This window comes from Streptomyces sp. NPDC002276, from assembly GCF_053891435.1.
Genome location: NZ_JBSFCQ010000001.1, coordinates 562,288 through 583,350 on the forward strand (window position 1 = coordinate 562,288; position 21,063 = coordinate 583,350).

Genomic DNA, 21,063 nt, shown 5'->3' on the forward strand with positions numbered 1-21,063 from the left:
GCGTGACATGGACGGGTCAACGCTGTCATCCTCCACGCAGTTACCCCACGGATCCTCCATGGATCGGTCAAAGTTCGGTCGGCCCCGCACAGCTCAGCTCTCCCGGACAGCAGACCCGGCTGTCCGGTCTGTCACCGGCCGCGTCCGCGGCCGTCGCAGGAGGAGTACGAGTGAGACGCATCCCCCGCAAGCGGACCGCGGTTGGAGCCCTGATCTCCACCGCCGCGCTCCTCGCCGTCGGCATCCAGTCGGTTCCGGCGAGCGCGAAGCCCGCGTCCCCCCACCCCAGCCCGCTGCGCACCGGCAGCCTGGAGGCGAAGCTCACCCCGGCACAGCGCACCGCCCTGGTGAAGAGCGCCACCGCGAACAGCACGAAGACAGCCCGCACCCTCGGCCTCGGCGCCAAGGAGAAGCTGGTCGTCAAGGACGTCGTCAAGGACAACGACGGCACCGTCCACACCCGGTACGAGCGCACCTACGCAGGTCTGCCCGTCCTCGGCGGCGACCTCGTCGTGCACACCCCGCCCGCCGCGCAGGCGACCGGCACGGTGAGCGCGACCTTCAACAACAAGCACACCCTCACCGTCCCCTCCACCACGGCGTCCGTCGCCAAGTCGGCCGCCGAGACCAAGGCGCTCACCACCGCGAAGGCCCTCGACGCCAAGGCGCCGAGCACCGACAGCGCCCGTAAGGTCATCTGGGCCGGCGACGGGACGTCGAAGCTAGCCTGGGAGACGGTGATCGGCGGCTTCCAGGACGACGGCACACCGAGCCAGCTGCACGTCATCACCGACGCCACCACCGGCAAGGAACTCTCCCGCTTCCAGGGCATCGAGACCGGCACCGGCAACACCCAGTACAGCGGCACGGTCTCGCTGAGCACCACGCTGTCGGGTTCGACGTACCAGCTGTACGACACCACGCGCGGCGGTCACAAGACGTACAGCCTCAACAACGCCACGTCCGGCACCGGCACCCTGATGACGGACGCGGACGACGTGTGGGGCACCGGCGCGGGCTCCAACACCCAGACCGCGGGCGCCGACGCGGCCTACGGCGCCCAGACGACCTGGGACTTCTACAAGAACACCTTCGGCCGCAGCGGCATCAAGAACGACGGCGTCGCCGCCTACTCGCGCGTCCACTACAGCACGGCGTACGTCAACGCCTTCTGGGACGACAGCTGCTTCTGCATGACCTACGGCGACGGCACCAGCAGCACCCACGCGCTGACCTCGCTGGACGTGGCAGGGCACGAGATGAGCCACGGTGTCACCTCGAACACCGCAGGGCTCAACTACACCGGTGAGTCGGGCGGGTTGAACGAGGCGACCTCCGACATCTTCGGCACGGGTGTCGAGTTCTACGCCAACAACAGCAGTGACGTCGGCGACTACCTCATCGGCGAGAAGATCGACATCAACGGCGACGGCACGCCGCTGCGTTACATGGACAAGCCGAGCAAGGACGGCGGCTCCGCGGACAGTTGGTACTCGGGGGTCGGCAACCTCGACGTCCACTACTCGTCCGGTCCCGCGAACCACATGTTCTACCTGCTCTCCGAGGGCAGCGGCACCAAGGTCATCAACGGCACCAGCTACACCAGCACCACCTCCGACGGCGTGGCCGTCGCCGGTATCGGCAGGGCCGCGGCCCTGCAGATCTGGTACAAGGCGCTGACGACGTACATGACGTCCACGACCAACTACGCCGGGGCCCGCACCGCCGCGCTCAGCGCAGCAGGGGCGCTGTACGGCACAACGTCCGCGCAGTACGCGGGAGTCGGCAACGCCTTCGCCGGCATCAACGTCGGCAGCCACATCACCGTGCCGACCAGTGGTGTCACGGTCACCAACCCGGGCAGCCAGTCCTCCACCGTCGGCACGGCGGTGAGCCTCCAGGTCGCGGCCAGCAGCACCAACAGCGGTTCGCTGACCTACGCGGCGACCGGACTGCCGACGGGCCTGTCGATCAGCAGCTCGACGGGCGCCATCACCGGTACCCCGACGACGGCGGGCACGTACAGCACCACCGTGACCGTCACCGACAGCACCGGGGCGACCGGTACCGCGGCCTTCACCTGGACCGTCAGTTCCAGTGGCGGGGGCGGCAGTTGCACCTCGACGCAGTTGCTCGGGAACGCGGGCTTCGAGTCGGGCGCCACGACCTGGACCGCGACCAGCGGGGTCATCACCAGCTCCACCAGCCAGGCGGCCCGCACCGGTTCGTACAAGGCCTGGCTCGACGGCTACGGCTCGACCCACACCGACACGCTGTCCCAGTCGGTGACGATCCCCAGCGGCTGCACGGGGACCACGTTCACCTTCTACATCCACATCGACACGGCCGAGACCACCACCAGCACGGCTTACGACAAGCTGACGGTCACCGCCGGAACGACCACCCTGGCCACGTACTCGAACCTCAACGCGGCCACCGGATATGTCGCGAAGTCCTTCAGTCTGTCGGCCTTCGCGGGGACCACGGTCGCGCTGAAGTTCAGCGGGGTCGAGGACTCCTCGCTCCAGACCAGCTTCGTGATCGACGACACCGCCGTCACGACCAGCTGATCCGCTTCCCCTGTTCCGTCCGGCACCCCGCACGCGCCCCCAGGCGTGCGGGGTGTTCCGGTCTTCTCGGTCTTGTTCAGCTCAGCGGGTCCAGCGTCAGGTAGGCCTGCTGCGGGTTCCCGTCGTTCACCAGGGACTCCTGGGCGCCGACGTCGTCGAACGCGAACGCGTACGCCTTGCCGTCGGCCATCTGCGCGTGGATCTTGCGGGCGTAGTGGTTGGTCACCACGTCCTGGTAGAAGTTCGCCGTGGTGGTGTCCGGCTGGTTGGGGTTGACCAGGAGCGTGGAGCGGTTGAAGCCCGCGCACAGGGTGCGTGAAATCGGGCCGCGCACCAGGTCGTTGGGCGCGTCGAGGTACTTGGCGCAGCCGAAGATGCTGGCCGCGTCCGGCTTCTGGAAGGTGGTGACGACCGCACCGGAGCTGTTGGTGAAGTTCATGACGTTGCCCGAGACCCGGCCGTAGTACTTGGTGTTCGGCTGGTCGGCGAACGGTGTCACGGTCAGGGTCGACGACGAGTACTTCGACCAGACGCGGTTGATGTAGTCGTCCATGACGGTGCTGGGCAGGGCGCCCGTCTCAACGCCGTAGGTCGGTGAGAGCGCTCGCAGGACCGTTCCGTCGGACCGGGTCTGGATCAGGTTGGCCCAGCCGCCCGGCTGTCCGCGCAGCGCGTTGAAGAACCCTGTGTAGCCACCCGACTTGAGGTGCCCGGTGGTGGCGGTGCTCCCGTCGGACCGCTGCACCCCGACCGCGTACGGCACGGAGAACATGTCCACCTGGGTGCTGTTGATCCACAGCCCGGAGTCGTTCAGCGTGTACTCGGACCAGTTGAAGAGGATGTTGCGGTTCGGGTCGGTCGGGTTCTGCACGGCCGGCTGCACCAGGCCGCCCGTGGTCAGCTTGAACACCAGCTTCTGACCGTACGAGAAGTAGATGCGGCCGGAGAACTTGGGGATCCGGATGGTGGTGGACTGTCCGGCCGCCGGACCCGCGATCGACGCGTCCGGTGCCGGGGTGGGCGGGTTGCCGCCGGCCGGCCAGGCGTGGAACGTGCCGTTCGCGTCGGCCCAACCCTGTTGGCCGGTGGCCAGGTTGGTGCCCAGGTCGTAGATGTAGACCGCGTCGCCGCGGCCCGAGTTGTTGGTGATCTTCAGCGGGATCGTGGCGGGCACCGCCGCGTCCGCCGTCAGCGGTGTGGCCAGCGCGAGCATCGTGGCCACCGCGGTCGCGGCACCCAGTCGGCGCAGAATTCTGCCGAGCACTACTCACCTCCGTGTGGGGGGTGTACGAGAAATTGGTCCGTACCTGTGTGAGAGCGCTCTCAATGTCGCGCCGAGCCGCGTGTGTGTCAATGAGTTGAACGAAAGGTGCCCACGGCAACTCGCGCCGTGGGCACCCGGGTTGGATCAGGAAACGCGGTCCTCGATCAGAAGGTGCGCTCCAGCAGGTCGAGCAGCGCGACCCAGTGACGCTCGTCGGCCTCCGCGTTGTACGACGACGTGTCGGCCTGCGTGTAGCCGTGCTGCGCGCCCGGATAGACCTCGCAGCGGTGCCGGACGCCCGCCGCGGTGAGCGCCTCCTCGAACCGCTTGATTTGCTCCTCGGGCAGCGAGTGGTCCTGGTCGGCGTGGCCGAAGTACAGCTCGGCGGTGATGTTTTCGGCGGCCAGGTGCGGGCTGCCCGGGTCGTCGGTGGCCAGCTGCCCGCCGTGGAAGCCGGCCGCTGCCGCCACCCGGTCCGGGTAGGCGCCGGCGGTGTAGAGCGCGAGGCGGGCGCCCATGCAGTACCCGGTGATCGCCACCGGTCCGTCGGCGACCAGCGGGGAGTCGGCCAGCCAGCGCAGATAGGCTCCGGCGTCCCGCTCGATGAGCTCGGGGGTGCGCGCGAAGCCCATGATCAGCGGGCCGACCTTCTCGAAGATCTCCGGCCGCGCCTGCGGGTCGATGAACTCGGGCAGCTCGACCACCGGCGCGCGACCGTGCCGGTAGAACACGTTCGGCACCAGGACCGTGTAACCGGCCTCGGCCAGCCGGTCGGCCATCGACTTGAGGTGCGGACGCAGTCCGAAGGCGTCCTGGTAGAGCAGCACGGCCGGACGGGGGAGGTCGTCGCCGGGATGCACGAGATAGGCGTCGGCGATGCCGTCCTCGGTGGGGATGTCCACGGCTGTGCCCTGTACGGCGGTCATGGCGGGGGTGCCTCCCAGCGGATCGGCGCCGGGCCACCTGCCGGTCCGGCGCGGCGTGTTGCGATCATCGTGGCACGCGCGCCCGCGGCCCCGCCGCCGGGGTCACTCGAAGCGGGAGACGTCCCCCGCGCCCTTGCGGACGATCTCCGCCTCGCCGCTGGAGAAGTCGATGACGGTCGTCGGTTCCGTGCCGCAGTCCCCGGAGTCGAGCACCGCGTCCACCACGTGGTCGAGCCGGTCCTTGATCTCCCAGCCCTGGGTCATCGGCTCCTCCTCCTCGGGCAGGAGCAGGGTGCTCGACAGCAGCGGCTCGCCCAGCTCGGCCAGCAGCGCCTGGGTGACGACATGGTCGGGGATGCGCACTCCCACGGTCTTCTTCTTCGCGTTCAGCAACTGACGCGGCACCTCCCTCGTCGCCGGGAGGATGAACGTGTAACTGCCTGGCGTGGACGCCTTGATGGCTCGGAACACGTCGTTGTCGATGTGCACGAACTGACCCAGCTGGGCGAAGTTCTGGCACACCAGCGTGAAGTGGTGCCGGTCGTTCAGCTGCCGGATCGTACGGATCCGCTCCATGCCCTCACGGTTGCCCAGCTGGCAGCCCAGCGCGTAGCAGGAGTCGGTCGGATACGCGATCAGCGCACCCGACCGCACACTGTCCGCGACCTGCGAGATGGTGCGGGGCTGCGGGTTGTCCGGGTGCACGTCGAAGTACTTGGCCACCCGCCGAGCTTATGCCGTACGGCCACGGGTCGCCGCGCGGGCCCTCACACCGCCCGAATCGCACGGGCGTACCCCGGCGAAACCGGGGAAACCGACAAGTGCGCTCGGGGCTCTCCCCCGAACCCGGGCAGCACGGCTCCGCCGGCGGCTCCCCTCCGAGGCCGCGGCGGAGCCGTTCGGGTGCCGGGTGCGCGAGCGGCCGTACGGATGCACCGGCGGCGCTCGGCCGCGCAGCCGTACCGGGGCGTGGCGCTCAGCCGTGCAGCCGTACCGGGATCTCCTGCCAGCCGAAGGCGATGAAGGACGGCACCTGGCGCAGGGCGTCCGCGTCGACGGCGAGGCGGGCGTCCGGGAAGCGGTCGAAGAACGCGGGCAGCGCGGTCAGGGCCTCCACGCGGGCGAGCGGCGCGCCGATGCAGCGGTGCACGCCGATGCCGAAGGACAGGTGGTCGTCGGCGCCGCGGGCCGCGTCGAAGGTGTCCGCGTCCGGGCCGTAGTGCGCGGGGTCGAGCCCGGCCGCCGCGTACGTGGTGATGATGGCGTCCCCGGCCGGGACGGTGATGTCGCCGACGGTGAGGTCACTGACCGCGAACCGGAGCGGCAGCGCGGCGATGGACGGGTGGACGCGCAGAGTCTCGTCGACGACCGCGTCCCAGGTGATCTTTCCGGAGCGTACGTCCGCGAGCTGCTCGGGGCGCTTGAGCAGGGCGACGATCGCGTTGCCGATGAGGTTGACGGTCGTCTCGAAGCCCGCGCCGATCACCAGCAGCAGCGTGTACAGCAGCTCCTCGTCGCTGAGCCGGTCGCCGTCCTCGTCCCGGACCCGGATCAGTTCCGTGGTGAGGTCGTCGCCGGGGTGCTCGGTGCGGTGGCCGATCAGCGCGGGCAGTACGGTGCCGATCTGCCGCTGGACGAACTCGGCGTGCTCCGGGGTCGGGTCGGAGGTGTCCATGATGGCCGCTATCAGCCGCCCGGTGTCGGCCACCAACTCGTCCGGTACGCCGAAGAGTTCACAGATGATCCGCATCGGCAGGGGCTGGGCGAGCGCGGCCCTGATGTCGACCACCTCGGTCTCGTCGGCCGCCACCGCGCCGAGCAGTTCCGCCGCGATCGCCTCCACCCGGGCCCGCATGGCCTCGGTGCGCCGGTGCGTGAAGCTCGGCGCCACGAGCTTGCGCAGACGGGCGTGGTCGGCACCGTACGTGGAGAGCATGTTGACGACGCCGATCCAGCCCAACACCCAGCCCCACGAGGGGTGTTCACCCATCTCGGGCCACAGGCGCCAGTGCAGCCGGGGATCCCTGCTGACCCGCGGATCGAGGATCAGTTCCTTCAGGGTGTCGTAGCCGGTGGGCGCCCAGGCGGGGATGCCGCCGGGCAGTTCGACGGGCACGATCGGGCCGAGGGCCCGCAGCTTGGCGCTCTCGGCGGCCATGCCGGCGCCGAACGGGTCGAGGACGATGCGGTCGGACACGGTCACGACGGGCCTCCTGGCTGGTCGGGGGAGCGGGGGCTGAACCGCACAGGCAGCGAGGTGAGCGAACGGTGGAAGGGGCCCGGCCGCCAGGTCAACTCCGCGCGCGGTACGACGGGTTCGAGGTCCGGCAGCCACAGGGTGAGCCGCTCGATCGCCTCCGTCGCGATGAGCAGCGTGTGCCGTTTGACCGGGCAGGCGTGCGGGCCCGCCGACCACGACAGGTGCGAGGCGTCCTTGGGATGCCGGCCGCTGACGACCTCCTGCTCGGCGAAGTGCGCGAGCGCGCCGTACGAGACGACGACAGGGATCGCCGGTCTGATCCGCGCGCCGTGGAACATGACGGGTGAACGGGCGTAGTGGATCCCGTAGTTGGCGAGCGGGGTCTCGTGGTGCAGGACCTCCACCACGGCGTCCATGACCGGGCGGGCGCCACTGGTCAGCGTGGAGTAGTAGACCGAGGTGCCGAGGATGCGGGACAGGGCGTTGGACACCAGGTTCGCGGTCGGCTCGTGCCCCGCGCCCAGGGTGAGGAACACCTGCCAGGCGACCTCCTCCGGATTCAGCCCGGCCGGATGGTCCAGGAGCCAGCTCGTCAGGTCGTCGCCGCGCGACTCGGCCTTGGCGGCGATGAGTTCGAGGACGTAGCCGCCGAACTCGGCCTCGCCCTCGGCCGCTCGGTCGCCGCCCTCGATCATCATGCCCAGCGCCCGGTCCAGCCGCTCGCTCTGGCTGTCGGGCAGTCCGAACAGGCTGTTGAACACCAGCGCCATCAGCGGCCGGGCGAACTCGCCCACCAGATCGGCCTGTCCGCGCGGCCCGATCCGGCTCACCAGGACATGGACCGCCCGGTGCACGCGGGCCCGCAGGTCGTGCGGTTCGATCCGGTCGAAGGTGTCGATCAGCGAGGCACGGTAGCGGACATGCGCGGCGCCGTCCGCGAACAGGGAGTTGGGCCGCCAGCGCATCATCCCGAGCACCGGCGAGTCCTCGGCGACCGTCGACTCCCACGGCCGGGGATCGTGCGAGAACGTGACGGTGTCACGCAGCAGCTCCAGCGCGGCCCGCCGCTCGGTGACGACGTACGCCGGTACGCCCGGGGCGAGTTCGGCCCAGCCGACCGGGCCCTGGGCGCGCAGGGCGGCGTAGTAGCCGTAGGGATCCAGCGCGAAGCCGTCCTCCCACAGCCGGACGGGTCGGGTGGGGGAAGAAGTGGTCACCGGTGCTCCGGGGGGTCGCGGTCGATCAGATGCTGGACCAGGGCGAGCAGCGCGTCGATCGAGGAGTTGGTGTCCCGGGCGTCGCAGGTCACCAGCGGGGTGTCGGGTGCCAAGTCCAGGGCGGCGCGCAGCTGTTCGTCGGTGTGGTGCCGGGGCGCGTCCGGGAAGGCGTTGAAGGCGACCGCGTACGGCAGCCCGCTCTCCTCCACCAGACCGAGCATGTCGAAGGAGGCGTCGATACGGCGGCTGTCGACCAGGACCAGCGCCCCGAGCGCGCCGTGGGCGATGTCCTCCCACAGCGCCCGGAACCGCTCCTGCCCTGGTGTTCCGAAGAGGTACAGCACGATCCCGCCCGGCAGGCTGAGCCGCCCGAAGTCGATGGCGACGGTCGTCGTCGACTTCTCCCGCACCCCGTCGAGATCGTCCACGTGGACGGAGGCCTCGGTCAGCCGCTCCTCGGTGTGCAGCGGCCGGATCTCCGACACCGAGTCGATCAGGGTCGTCTTGCCCACCCCGAACGGACCCGCGATCAGGATCTTCACCAACTCCTGGGCGGTGTCCGGCAGATGGATGCCACTAGTCGTGCTTGAGGGCGCGTAGGCCATCGGCCACTCTCTTCAGCAGGTCGGGGTCGAAGCGTTCGGCGGGCGGGATCGGGGCACGGGCGAGCACCAGGTTCAGATCGAGGAGACCGGCGGCCAGCACCCGCACGGCGGAGACCGGCAGCTCCAGCAGGGCCGCCGCCTCCAGTACCGTCAGCGAACCGCCGAACAGGGCGTCCAGCAGGGCGAGTTGAGCGGCGGGCAGCCCGGCCGGTACGGGCTCGCCGCTGCCGGAGAGCACCGTCAGCCGCTCCAGTTGCGGGCGGCTCGGCCGGGCCACCCCGCCGGTCGAGAGATACGCGGGGACCAGAGGACGGCCGCCGCGGCGGCCCGTCATGCCGACGCGCCGCCGTCAACTCCCCGCGGAGCGGCGGCCATCGCCTTCTCGCCCAGTCGCGCCACCTGCGAGTGCACGCGGTGCGCGAGCAGGTCGAGACGCACCTCGGTGTCGCCGTAGGCCGCCACACAAGTCCCGTGATCCGTGGGGACGATGAGCACATATCCGTGGTCCGACTCGATCACCACCTGCCGGATCTCGGCGTCCTCCCGGTCGGCGAACGCCGCCGCAGCGGTACGGCACGCCCCCTGCACTGTGCTGGTGATCGCGGCCACCCGCTCGCCCGAGGCCTGGGACAGCGCGTCGGTGTACCCCCGCACCAGCCCGTCCCGGGTCAGCAGCACCGCGGCCACCACATGCGGCACCTCCAGGATCGGATCGAGCACCCACGCCGTGTCGCCCCCATCGCGGCTGGTCATCTAGCCGCTCCCCCCTCGTAGTCGTTCCCGTTGTTCTTCTGATCGAGGTCGCGCACCGCCGGTCGCGGTCCCACGGACTCCTCGTCCACGGCGCTCCCGGCACCGTCACTCGCGGCGCGCGCGGCGGCGGTGCCGGACTGGAGCGCGCCGAGCGCGGCGGCGGCCTGCTCCGGGCGCCACTCGGACTGTGCCGGGGCGACGGGTGCGGCCGGGGCGGTCCGCGCGTTCGCGGCGGCGGCCGGGGTGCGGCGACGCCGTCGCGGTAGTCCGCCGGCGTCGGGGACGGCCTGGTGACCGGGCACCTCGGCCGCGGCCCGTTCGTCACGCTCGGAGCCGTAGGAGTGGGTCGGGGCGGGCGCGGGCGCGCGGGTGGGAGCGGGGGCCCGGCGCGTGGAGCGCGGGGCACCCGCCGCGGGCGGCTGCCGCTCGGGGTCGATCCGGCTGAGGAGGTGGCTGTCGACGCGCAGGACCGCGCGGACACCGCCGTACGGGGAGGGCGAGGAGATGTCGACGCCGAGGTCAAACTGCCGGGTGAGGCGGCCGATCGCGGCGAACCCCATGCGCGGCGGGTCGCCCAGGTCGGTGAGCAGGACCGGGTCGGTACCGGCCACCGTCCGCCGGGCGTGCTCGCGCTCGTCCGGGGTCATGCCCACACCCGCGTCGTCGACGGTGACGCAGACGCCGTGATGGACGTGCTCCAGGTTGACCACGACCTCGGTGTCCGGGGCGGAGTGCCGCAACGCGTTGTCGAGGAGCTCGGCGGCGATGATCGCGACCGGTTCGACGGCGTGCGAGACCAACGCGGTACCGGCTTCGAGATGGTTGTGCACCCGCACCCGGTGGTATCCGGCGAGCCGGGCCTGCCCGCCGGTCACCGCCTCCACGAGGTGCGAGTCCTCACGGGCGAGCCCGACCCAGGCCCCGCACACGACGGCCGTGACCTGCGCCCGGCGCAGCGACTGCTCGTTCTCGTGGTCCAGCATGAACAGGGTCTGCGCCAACTCCGGTTCGTCGTACCGCTGTTGGAGCGCGCGCAGGGCGTCCTGAAGGCGGTACAGCGCGGCCTGGATCTCCCGGGTGGCCCCGCGCATCCCGGCCTGCGCGGCGGCGTCGATACGGGTGCGCTGCGCGGTGAGTTCCGAACGCACCGCGCCGAGCACGTTTTCGAGGGCGATCCCGACGGGCGAACCGATGAACTGCGGCTGCGCCGGACCCGGCACGGCCACCCGCGGATACGTCAACTGGCGCGCGACGGCCGGAATCCGCTGGACGGCGAGATGCTCGACCTCGGCCTCCAACGCCGCCTGAACGCCGACCAGTCGGTCCCGCAGATCCGCGATCTCCGCGCGCTGCAAGGCACGTTGACGCCGCGACCGCAGCAGTCCGGCGCCGAGCGCCAGCGCGGACAGCGTGCCGGCGGCGAGCGCACCGGTCACCAGGTCCGGTAATTCGGTCATCGAATCGAGTCCAAGAAGAGTCGGGCAGGGCTGAGTTCGAGCCCCTGAGGCGGGGTGCCCGGAGCACAGTACACACCGTCATCGACCGCTCTCGCACGGTGTAACGGGAGTTCCCTCCGAAACTGACAGGCCTCTGTTCACTTCTGGGTCAAGTGTCTGAAATGGCTTGTGAAGAAAGGGAGTTGAGTTGCCGAAGGGCGATGCACAGGGCGCGAAGACGGAACGGTGTGGAGGGTGTCGCGGGCCCGCTGAACCGACCGGGCCGCGCGATGGAGCGTGCGCACGAATCGATCGCCACAACAGCTGATTCCGTAGCTGTGTCTTGCTCATGCGATGCTTTCAGTCGTATCGTCCGGACATTCCGTCGCCGACACCACTGGGGTATCCCATGGACCGCACTCGCCTCCAGAACCTGCTCGTCCGGGAGAGCGCCGAGGCCGCGCGGCGCAATCCGCGCTCGAAGGCCGCCTATGCCCGTGCCGAGCACCTCTTCGGGCGGGTGCCGATGACCTGGATGAACAAGACCGCCGGAGCCTTCCCCCGCTACCTCGACACCGCCCGGGGCGCCCGCGTCACCGACATCGACGGGCACGAGTACATCGACTTCAGCCTCGGCGACACCGGAGCCATGGCCGGCCACTCGCCCGCCGTGGTCGCGGAGGCGGTGCGGCGCCGGTTCGCCGAGCAGGGCGGCGCCACGGCGATGCTGCCCACGGAGGACGCCGAGTGGGTCGGCGCGGAACTCACCCGCCGCTTCGGCCTCGCCCGCTGGAGCTTCTCGCTCACCGCGACCGACGCCAACCGCTGGGCCATCCGGCTCGCCCGTGCCGTCACCGACCGCCCCAAGATCCTGGTGAACAGCTACAGCTACCACGGCAGCGTCGACGAGTCGCTCATCGTCGTCGGGCCGGATGGCCGGGGGCAGGCGCGCCCCGGAAACGTCGGCGCCCCCTGCGACGTCACGCTCACCAGCCGCGTCGCCGAGTTCAACGATCCCGCCCAGCTGGAACGGGAGTTGGCGCACGGCGACGTCGCCGCCGTCCTCATGGAACCCGCGCTCACCAACATCGGCATCGTGCTGCCCGAGCCCGGCTACCTGGCCGCCGTACGCGAACTGACCAGGAAACACGGCACGTTGCTCATCATCGACGAGACCCACACCTTCTCCGCGGGACCGGGCGGCTGCACCGCCGCCTGGGACCTCGAACCCGACCTCCTCACCATCGGCAAGGCGATTGGCGGCGGCATCCCGGCCGGTGCCTACGGCCTCTCCGTCGAACTCGCCGACCGGCTGCTCGGCCGCGCCGACCTGGACCTGGTCGACATGGGCGGCGTCGGCGGCACCCTCGCGGGCAACGCGCTCTCCGTCGCCGCGATGCGTGCCACGCTCGAACACGTCTTGACCGACGAGGCGTTCGCCCATATGGCGAAGTTGTCCGAGCGCTTCGCCGCAGGTGTGCAGGAGGGAATCGACGCGCACGCGCTGCCCTGGACGGTGAGCCGCCTCGGCGCCCGCAGCGAGTACCGCTTCGCGTCCCCGGCGCCGCGCACCGGCACCGAGTCCGAGGCCGCGGGCGACCCCGAGCTGGAGGACTTCCTGCACCTCTACCTCGCCAACCGGGGCATCCTGCTCACCCCGTTCCACAGCATGGCGCTGATGTGCCCCGACACCACCGAGCGGGACGTCGACACCCACACCCGGGTCTTCGCCGACGCGCTCGCCGAACTGGCCGGCTGACGCAGGGAGTTGGAGAACAAGCACGTGGACGACATCGACCGGGCCATCCTGCGCGAGCTACAGACCGACGGACGTATCGCCTACGCCGACCTCGGACCGAAGGTCGGTCTGTCGGCGTCGGCCGCCCGGCAGCGGCTCCAACGCCTCTTGGATTCCAAGGCCGTTCAGGTCGTCGGGGTGACCGACCCGATGGCCATGGGCGGCCAGGCCATGGCCATGCTCGGCATCGAGGTGGACGGCGACCCGCGTACGGTCGCGGACGAACTCGCCCTGCGCGACGAGGTGGTGTACTCCGTGCTCACCTCCGGCGGCTTCGATCTGTTCGCGGAAGTGGTCACCCCGGGGCCGCGCGACCTGCTGGACTTCGTCAACGACGTGGTGCGGCCGATCGAAGGGGTCAGGAGCGTGCGGTCGTTCCCGTACTTCGGCATCCACACCCACCGGTTCCTGTGGGACGTGGGATGACCGGGGTGTGAGCGCGGGCCCGAGATGCCGTAGTGATCCCGTGGGCGTCTAATGGGGATGTCGGAAATGTCCCCTGGTGGAAAAGGCCGAGGTCATGGCGCCCACGGAATCCAGTGCAGGGGGCAGCGGGGCCGCAGCCAAGGGGGTGCTGCGGCGGCTGGGGGAGTGGTGTGCCCGGCACTTCGTGGTCGTCATCGTCGCCTGGCTCGTCGCGCTGGCCGCGCTCCAGGTCCTCAACAGGTCCTTCGGGGGCGACTATTCGGACGACTTCTCGCTCAACGGCGTCCAGTCCCACCACGGTCAGCAGGTCCTGAAGGAACACGACCCGGCGGCCGGCGGCTACGGCAGCCAGATCGTCCTCCACGACAAGGACAAACAGCTCACCTCGCTCAGTTCGCAGATGTCCGAGACGGTCGGCGACCTGCAGAAACTCCCGCACGTCCTGTCGGTGCAGAACCCGCTGCCACAGCCCGGAGCGCAGCCGCCGACGTCCACAGGTCCGAATGTGGGACCCCTGTCGTCCGACGCGAAGACCGGCTACATCACCATCCGCTTCGACGTCCAGCCGTCCACCCTGGGTGACGGCTACCTCCACGGCGTCGACAACTCCGTCAAGCCGCTGCGCGCCGCCGGAGCCCAGGTCGAGTACGGCGGACCGCTCGGCGAACTCGCCCGGCCCGCCGCCGACGACAAGGTCAGCGAACTCATCGGGTTCGCCGTGGCCATCGTCGTCCTGCTGATCGGCTTCGGCAGTGTGATCGCCGCCGCGATGCCCCTGGTGACCGCGCTGATCAGCGTGATCGGCGGGCTCGCCTGCCTCGGACTGCTGGCGGCGGCGTTCACCTTCGCGACGGTCTCCCCGACCCTCGCCACGATGATCGGCATCGGCGTCGGCATCGACTACGCCCTGTTCCTGATCACGCGTCACCGGCAGAACCTCATGAACGGCGCGGATCCGGTGCGCGCCGCCGGACAGGCCACCGCCACCAGCGGCCGGGCCGTCCTCGTCTCCGGCTGCACCGTGATCATCGCGCTCGCCGGGCTCTTCGTGTCCGGCGTGCCCTTCATCGGGAAACTCGGGCTCGCCGCCGCCGTGACGGTCGTGTCGGCGGTCATCGGCGCGCTCACCCTCGTACCCGCCCTGCTCGGGCTCATCGGCAAGCGGATCGACCGCTACCGGGTGCGCCGCCCGGTCGCCGAGACCGACGCCGAACCGGGCACCGAACCCACGGGCACCTGGCACAGCTACGCACAGCGCGTGGAACACCGTCCGTGGACCTTCCTCGCGGCGGGCATCGCGACCGTGGTCGTCCTCGCCATCCCGGTCTTCTCGATCCAGCTCGGCCACATCGGCGACGGCGCCGACCCCACCTCGTTCACCGACCGCCGCGCCTACGACCTGATGACCGACGCCTTCGGACCCGGCTCCAACGGCCCGCTGACCATCGTCATCGACCAGACGGGCGTCCCGTCCTCCCAGCGCCAGGACCTCACCACCCAGGCGCAGAAGACCCTCGACGGGGTGCAGGGCGCCGCCAAGGTCACCCCGCTGACGACCACCAAGGACGGGGACGTCCTGGTCGGCACCGTCTACTCCAAGCAGTCCCCGCAGAGCGCCAGCACCACCGACCTCACCAACCGGCTCGTCCACGACACCCTCCCGGACGCCGTCCACGGCACCTCCGCCAAGGGCTACGTCACCGGCACCACGGCCGCCCAGGTCGACTTCCGCGACATCGTGTCGAGCCGGTTGCCCCTGATCATCGGCGTGGTGGTCGCGCTGGCCTTCCTGATCATCCTCGCCGTCTTCCGCGGCCTCCTCGTCGCCCTCAAGGCCGCCGTCCTCAACGTCCTCTCGATCGCGGCCTCCTACGGTGTCGTCGTCGCCGTCTTCCAATGGGGCTGGGGCGGCCCGTCGTTGGGCGTCTCCGGCAAGGTCCCCATCGAGAGCTACGTCCCGATGATGATGTTCGCGATCATCTTCGGCCTGAGCATGGACTACGAGATTTTCCTGCTCTCCCGCGTCCACGAGGCCTGGCTGCGCACCGGCGACGCCGAGGCGTCCGTCGCCCACGCCCTGGAGATCACCGCGCGCGTCATCACCTGCGCCGCGCTGATCATGGTGAGCGTCTTCGCGGCCTTCGTCCTCAGCGACAACATCGTGGTCAAGATGCTCGGCCTCGGCCTGGCCGTCAGCGTCCTCATCGACGCCACGGTCGTACGCCTGCTGATGGTCCCCGCCGTCATGACCCTGCTGGGTCGGCACGCCTGGTGGACACCCCGGTTCCTGGACCGGATCCTGCCGCACATCGACGCGGAGGGTGAGCACGAGGGGGCGTGAGCATCAGTCCTCAGGCGTCAGGACGAGCATGGTGACGTCGTCCCGGATCTCCTCCGAGTGCCGCAGCACATCGGCCCACACCCGCTCCGCCAGATCGGCCGGGTCGCCGTCGGCGAGCGCGGCCAGCCGTCCGGTGAACGGATAGAAGGCGCCGGAGTCGTCCCGTGCCTCCCACACCCCGTCGGACGCCAGGAACAGCCGGTCCCCGGACAGCAGCGGCACGGTGACCGCGCCGAGCGGACCCGAGTCGGCCAGACCGAGACCGAGCGGAGTCCACGGCACGATGTCGATCTCCGAAATCCGCCCCTCGCGCAGCAGTACCGGAGCCGGATGCCCGCACGCCACGATCCGCACCGCCCGCGCGTCCGCCGAGAACTCCAGCAGTACGGCCGTGGCGAACAGCTCCGCGTGCGGCGACCGGGCCGAGTCCACGACGAGCCTGCGGTCCAGCCGCGCGGCCACCGACTCCAGCTCCGGCCGGTCGAGCACCGCCTCCCGGAACGCGCCGAGCAGCGAAGCGACCGTCGCCACGGCCGACAGCCCATGCCCCTGCACGTCCCCCATCACCGCCCGCACCCCGAACGGCCCGTCCCGCACGTCGAAGAAGTCACCCCCGACCAGCGTCCCGCGCTGCGCCGCCCGGTACAGCCCCGCACACCGCACCCGCCCCACCCGCTCCGGCAACGGCGGCACGACGGCCCGCTGCGCGGCCTCGGCGACCGTACGCTCCAGATCGAGCTGGGCGTCGCGCCGACTCCGTACGAACGAGATGAACACGCTCAGCAACGCGACGAAGCAGATCGTCAGCAGGTCCGTACTGCCCGGATCGTTGAGGTGGAAGGCCGGAACGGTCAGCAACGCGACGCTGAGACCGCCGAACAGCACGGTCGCCACCGGGCCGTACGACAGACCGGCCAGCGGCGGAATCGCCCCCAGCACAAAGCCGATGTCCAGCCGGTCCGGACTCACCAGCGTCGCCACGCCCACCCCGGCGACCAGCACGGCAGGCAGCACCCGCACCCACAGGGGAGCGGGCGCGCCCCGCAGCCAGCCGCGCCGGGTCGGCTCCCGGTTCCGGCGCGACACGAGACCCCGCACCATTCCCACACCACCACGCTCCTACGCCGGGACCGGCCCCGCACGCCGAGCGCCAAACCGATGGACGCGTACGCGTTCGTCAGTCCGGACGATCCGGAGACGACCGGGCCCCTGAACGTCACCCAGACCTACGGCATCGACCTGCTCAAGCTGCACAATCAGAGTCTCGTGTCGAGGACGAAGCTCGCCGACGACATACCGGTGGCCCCGTCGAACGTCGACAAGGCGTCGACCCGAACTGGCCGGCGCGGGACTGGCGTGATGGCGTCGGCGCATGCAACGGCCGAACCGAGCGGCACGGAACGGGAGAGGGCGGGGGCCGCGCTCCCGCCCTCTCCGGCTTCAGAACGGCGTGAGCGTCAGCCGTATCCCCGTCGGCGCCGTGTCCTGCACGTACGACGCGAAGTCCGCCACGTCGTCGAAGGCGAAGCCGTACGCCTTGCCGTCGACGGTGGCCGCGTGGACCGCCTTCGCGTAGTGGTTGGTGAGGCCGGTGCGGTAGAACTCCTGGGCGCCGGTGGTCGGTTGGGCCGGGTCCGACAGGAGCGTGGAGCGGTTGAAGCCCGCGCCGAGGACGGCCGCGACCGGGCCCGTGGTGCCGTCGTTCGGGGCGGCCAGGTTGCCGTCGCAGAACAGCACGTCCCGGGTCGACGGCTTCGCGAACGAGACCGGGGCGGGGCCGGTGAAGGCGAACCGGTCGGCGCGCACCCGCCCGGTGAAGACGCCCGCGTCGGTGGTGACGGTGAGGTCCTTGCCGGTGTAGGTGCTCCAGACCTCGTCGATGTACGGCGCGAAGTAGTCCGCCGCGAAGATTCCCGCGTCCAGGCCGTGCCCCGGCGCGATGACACGCGTGTCGCCCACGACCAGCGGGGCGAACGCCTCGACTTGCCCCACCGCCGCGAACACCGACGCCCGCCCGCCGTCGCGCAGTGTGCCCGTCGTCTGGTCCCGCGCGCCGGTCAGCCGGATGCTCAACGGCACGCTGAACATGTCGACCATCGTCGTGTTGCAGAACATGCCCGACGCGTTGTGCGTGAACTCGGCGCAGTCGTGCAGGACTTGGTAGTTGGGGTCGGAGGTGACCCAGCCGGCCGGGTACTGGAGCGCCGGATTGCCGTTGCCGTCCGCCACGGCCTTGAACCTGAGCTTCGCGCCGAGGGAGACGTAGATGCGGCCCGACAGGTACGGCAGCGAAAACGTCGTCTCCGCACCGGAGTTGAGACTGATCGCGTAGTCCGTGAAGCCGTCGGCACCGTTGTCCGAGAGCGCTATCGGCGCGAGTGCCCCGTCGGGGGTGACCCGCACCTGCTTGCCGTCCACGTTGCCGACGACGTAGACGTGCACGCTCGCGTTGCCGAACGAACCGCTGTTGTTGACCAGCGTCAGCGGCAGCCCGCCCGCCTGTGCCCGATCGGCTTTCGTCTCCATGGACTTGGTGTCCGCGAGGGCGTGCGGTGCCAGCGCGGCGAGCGCGGGAGCGGCGACCGCCGCACCTCCGAGGGCGAAGAGCAGTTTGCGGCGGCCGAGTGTGCGCTGATGGCGGGGAGTCGGGGGAGTCATGTGGGGGCCTCCGGGCGAGTCGGGCCGTTCGGAGCGGACGGTGCCGACGCTTTGAGAGCGCTCTCACAGCGTGCGTCGACACCGCCGCCGAGGCCCGATATTACGCACGGTCGCCGCCTCGGCCAACGGGCCGGGGAGAAGTCGCCACCGCGCTGACCTGCGAGAACGAGAAAGGATGGGTGCCTTAATCCCTGCTTAAGGATCACTTAAGCGCCCGGCGAAGCGTTCACCCGCGCTTCATCACCCGTACCCGGGTGCCTCTTCCCTCTCACCGCGCGGCCTCCTAGCCTCGCGACGCCCCCTGTCTCTTCGGCCTGTGTCTTCGGCCCCATGTCCCTTCCCCGAAAGGCGACTTGACGCATGCGTCACCAACTACTGGGCACGGCAAGGCGGTTCGGCGTCGGAGTCGCGGCCGTGGCGGTCACGACCGCGCTCGCCGCGGCCGCGCCCTTCCCCGCGCTCGCCGCGGCGACCGGCACCTCCGGCGAGTTGTCCTCCCTCGTCGACCCGCTGATCGGATCGTCCAACGGCGGCAACACCTACCCCGGCGCCACCCTCCCCGGCGGCATGATCGCCTGGTCCCCGACGAGCACCACCGGCGACCAGACCAGCACGGGCGCCGCCAACGGCTACGAGTACGGCGCCACGCGCATCCGCGGTCTGAGCCTCACCCACGTCAACGGCGCCGGGTGCAACCCGGGCGCGGCGGGCGACGTACCGATCATGCCGTTCGTCGGCGACGTCACCTCGTCACCGTCGGCGGACACCAAGGACGCCGTCTACGCCTCGAACTTCACCCACGCCGACGAGAAGGCCACCCCCGGCCGCTACACGCTCGGCCTCGCCTCCGGCGCCACCGCCGACCTGGCCGTGAGCAAGCGCGCCGGAGTCGCCGACTTCACCTTCCCCGCCGACCGCCCGGCCAGCCTGCTCTTCCGCGCCTCCAACTCCCTCAACGGCAGCGCGGACGCGCACGTCGACATCGACACCGCCCACCGCAAGGTCACCGGCTGGGTCCTCACCGGCGCCTTCTGCGGGCGCCGCGCCAACGGCGGTGTCAACAACCGCAAGAGCTACTACCGGCTCTATTTCAGTGCCTCCTTCGACCGTGCCTTTTCCTCGGTCGGCACCTGGCACGACAGCACGGTGTCACCCGGTTCGACGACCGCCTCCGGAGGCGAGGGATACGCGACCGGCGCCGACCGCGCGGGACGCGGTTCCGGCGGCTGGGTCGGCTTCGACACGGCGGCTGACAACGATGTCCACATGAGGATCGGCATCTCCTACGTCAGCCTCTCCGGAGCCGAGACCAACCTCCGCCAGGAAATCGCCCCGCACGCGCGCGTGGCCGACGTCGCGAAAGCGGGTGCCCGCGCGTGGGACCGCGAGTTGAGCACCGTACGCGTCGACGGCGGCACCCCCGCCCGCCGCCAGACCTTCTACACGGCGCTCTATCACGCCCTCATGCAACCGAACCTGATCAGTGACACGGACGGCCGCTACTGGGGCATGGACCAGGCCGTCCACCGGCTGGCGCGCGGCCAGCGGGCGCAGTACAGCAACTTCTCCGGCTGGGACCAGTACCGCGCCCAGATCCAGCTGCTCGCCTTCCTGGAGCCCACCGTCGCGGGCGACTTCGCTCAGTCGCTCTACAACTTCGCCCAGCAGAACGGCGGAGTCTGGGACCGCTGGGTGCACATCAGCGGCGCCACCCACGTCATGACCGGCGACCCGTCCGCCGCGACCCTGGCGACCTTCTACGCCATGGGCGTACGCAACTTCGACTACAAGGGCGCCTTCGACTCCCTCGTCCGCCAGGCCACCGTGCCCAACCCCGAGGAACTCTCGGACGCGGGCTGCCCCGGCCAGTGCGTGGGCCAACGCCCTAACCTGGCCCAGTACATGGCCTCCCACTACGCGGCCCAGGACGTGTGCCACTGCTGGGGCGGCGCCGCCGAGACCCTGGAGGACGCGGTCGCCGACTCCGCCCTCGCCCAGTGGGCGAAACTGCTCGGGCGGACGGCGGAGGCGAAAGCCTTCGAAGCGCGAGGGGCCTACTGGCGCAACGTCTTCAACCCCGCCACCGGCTACATCCAGGCCCGCAACCTCGACGGCTCCTGGGTGACCCCGTTCAACCCGGCGAGCGACCTCGGCTTCGCCCAGGGCTCGGCCGCCGCCTACGTGTGGATGGTCCCGCAGGACGTGCGGGGCCTCGCCGAGGCGATGGGTGGACGCGAGACGGCCGCCACCCGGCTCGACGCCTTCTTCCACGCGGCCGACGGGGCGTGGTCGGTCCGGGGCGGCGACGCGCTGCGCTACGACCCCACCAACGAGCCCGACATCCACGCCCCTTGGCTCTACAACTCCCTCGGACAGCCCTGGAAGACCCAGGCGACGGTCCGCCAGATCCTCGACACCGCGTACGGCACCGGCCCCAAGGGCCTGCCCGGCAACGACGACCTCGGCACCATGTCCGCCTGGTACGTCCTCTCCGCCCTCGGCGTCTATCCGCGCACCCCGGGCAGTGCCGACCTGCTGCTCGGCGCACCGCTCTTCCCGAAGGCGGTCGTGGACCGGCCGGGCCGCGCGGACATCGTCATCACCGCACCCGACGCCGACGACACCCACGCCTACGTCGACGCCGTACGACTCGACGGCCGCGACCTCACCCGTTCCTGGACCGGCGCGGCCCTGACCCGCAAGGGCGGCAGGCTGGACTTCCGGCTGGCCACCGAGCCCAACACGAGCTGGGCGACCGACCCGGGACAACTCCCGAAGTGATGTGCGCCGGTCCGGCGGAGTCCCGCTCCGCCGGGCCGGTCAAAAATGGTTGGACGGCCGGGAGACCGATCCCCTAGCGTGCGACTGC

Annotated in this window: 16 protein-coding genes; 5 read left to right on the plus strand and 11 right to left on the minus strand. The window is 70.6% G+C overall.

Annotated elements, in window-relative coordinates; all coding sequences use genetic code 11:
- Positions 1-170: 170 nt before the first annotated feature.
- Positions 171-2,570 carry a M4 family metallopeptidase gene (locus tag ACWIHT_RS02670; RefSeq protein WP_456163623.1) on the plus strand — a complete coding sequence of 800 codons (2,400 nt, stop codon included), beginning with the start codon at positions 171-173 and terminating at the stop codon, positions 2,568-2,570.
- A gap of 76 nt (positions 2,571-2,646) precedes the next feature.
- On the opposite strand, the gene ACWIHT_RS02675 is transcribed toward ACWIHT_RS02670, so the two are convergent.
- From ACWIHT_RS02675 to ACWIHT_RS02715, 9 genes are all read right to left on the minus strand, one after another.
- Positions 2,647-3,834, minus strand: a complete 1,188-nt coding sequence (locus ACWIHT_RS02675) for a glycoside hydrolase family 64 protein (protein WP_456163625.1) — start codon at positions 3,832-3,834, stop codon at positions 2,647-2,649.
- A 164-nt stretch (positions 3,835-3,998) separates the two neighbouring features.
- On the minus strand, positions 3,999-4,760 hold the full coding sequence (locus ACWIHT_RS02680; RefSeq protein ID WP_456163627.1) for a dienelactone hydrolase family protein: 762 nt from the start codon (positions 4,758-4,760) through the stop codon (positions 3,999-4,001).
- A gap of 102 nt (positions 4,761-4,862) precedes the next feature.
- Complete coding sequence (locus ACWIHT_RS02685) at positions 4,863-5,483, minus strand: L-threonylcarbamoyladenylate synthase (RefSeq protein WP_456163629.1); 621 nt, start codon at positions 5,481-5,483, stop codon at positions 4,863-4,865.
- Between the two features lie 253 nt (positions 5,484-5,736).
- Positions 5,737-6,963 (minus strand): cytochrome P450 family protein, encoded by a 1,227-nt coding sequence (locus ACWIHT_RS02690; RefSeq protein ID WP_456163631.1) that lies wholly within the window; start codon positions 6,961-6,963, stop codon positions 5,737-5,739.
- Positions 6,960-8,177, minus strand: a complete 1,218-nt coding sequence (locus ACWIHT_RS02695) for a cytochrome P450 (protein ID WP_456163633.1) — start codon at positions 8,175-8,177, stop codon at positions 6,960-6,962. The genes ACWIHT_RS02690 and ACWIHT_RS02695 overlap by 4 nt, the downstream gene beginning before the upstream one ends.
- A complete protein-coding gene (locus ACWIHT_RS02700) occupies positions 8,174-8,782 on the minus strand; it encodes a GTP-binding protein (RefSeq protein ID WP_456163635.1) in 609 nt (202 codons plus the stop codon). The genes ACWIHT_RS02695 and ACWIHT_RS02700 overlap by 4 nt, the downstream gene beginning before the upstream one ends.
- Positions 8,754-9,116, minus strand: a complete 363-nt coding sequence (locus ACWIHT_RS02705) for a DUF742 domain-containing protein (protein ID WP_456163637.1) — start codon at positions 9,114-9,116, stop codon at positions 8,754-8,756. The genes ACWIHT_RS02700 and ACWIHT_RS02705 overlap by 29 nt, the downstream gene beginning before the upstream one ends.
- Positions 9,113-9,535 (minus strand): roadblock/LC7 domain-containing protein, encoded by a 423-nt coding sequence (locus tag ACWIHT_RS02710; RefSeq protein WP_456163639.1) that lies wholly within the window; start codon positions 9,533-9,535, stop codon positions 9,113-9,115. Before ACWIHT_RS02710 ends, ACWIHT_RS02705 begins: the two co-directional genes overlap by 4 nt.
- Positions 9,532-10,992: an ATP-binding protein gene (locus tag ACWIHT_RS02715; RefSeq protein WP_456163641.1), complete on the minus strand. Its 1,461-nt coding sequence runs from the start codon at positions 10,990-10,992 to the stop codon at positions 9,532-9,534. The genes ACWIHT_RS02710 and ACWIHT_RS02715 overlap by 4 nt, the downstream gene beginning before the upstream one ends.
- 388 nt (positions 10,993-11,380) lie before the next feature.
- On the opposite strand from ACWIHT_RS02715, the gene ACWIHT_RS02720 reads away from it, so the two are divergent.
- From ACWIHT_RS02720 to ACWIHT_RS02730, 3 genes are all read left to right on the plus strand, one after another.
- A complete protein-coding gene (locus ACWIHT_RS02720; protein WP_456163643.1) occupies positions 11,381-12,730 on the plus strand; it encodes a transaminase in 1,350 nt (449 codons plus the stop codon).
- A gap of 24 nt (positions 12,731-12,754) precedes the next feature.
- Entirely contained in the window at positions 12,755-13,195 is a 441-nt protein-coding gene (locus ACWIHT_RS02725) for an Lrp/AsnC family transcriptional regulator (protein WP_262063176.1), read from the plus strand.
- Between the two features lie 94 nt (positions 13,196-13,289).
- Positions 13,290-15,536, plus strand: coding sequence for an MMPL family transporter (locus ACWIHT_RS02730; RefSeq protein WP_456164565.1), 2,247 nt, complete (start codon positions 13,290-13,292; stop codon positions 15,534-15,536).
- Positions 15,537-15,539: 3 nt separating this feature from the next.
- On the opposite strand, the gene ACWIHT_RS02735 is transcribed toward ACWIHT_RS02730, so the two are convergent.
- Positions 15,540-16,637 carry a PP2C family protein-serine/threonine phosphatase gene (locus ACWIHT_RS02735; protein ID WP_456164567.1) on the minus strand — a complete coding sequence of 366 codons (1,098 nt, stop codon included), beginning with the start codon at positions 16,635-16,637 and terminating at the stop codon, positions 15,540-15,542.
- A 339-nt stretch (positions 16,638-16,976) separates the two neighbouring features.
- Complete coding sequence (locus ACWIHT_RS02740) at positions 16,977-18,194, minus strand: beta-1,3-glucanase family protein (protein WP_456163645.1); 1,218 nt, start codon at positions 18,192-18,194, stop codon at positions 16,977-16,979.
- A gap of 360 nt (positions 18,195-18,554) precedes the next feature.
- On the opposite strand from ACWIHT_RS02740, the gene ACWIHT_RS02745 reads away from it, so the two are divergent.
- Positions 18,555-20,975 carry a GH92 family glycosyl hydrolase gene (locus tag ACWIHT_RS02745; protein WP_456163647.1) on the plus strand — a complete coding sequence of 807 codons (2,421 nt, stop codon included), beginning with the start codon at positions 18,555-18,557 and terminating at the stop codon, positions 20,973-20,975.
- The last annotated feature ends 88 nt before the right edge of the window (positions 20,976-21,063 follow it).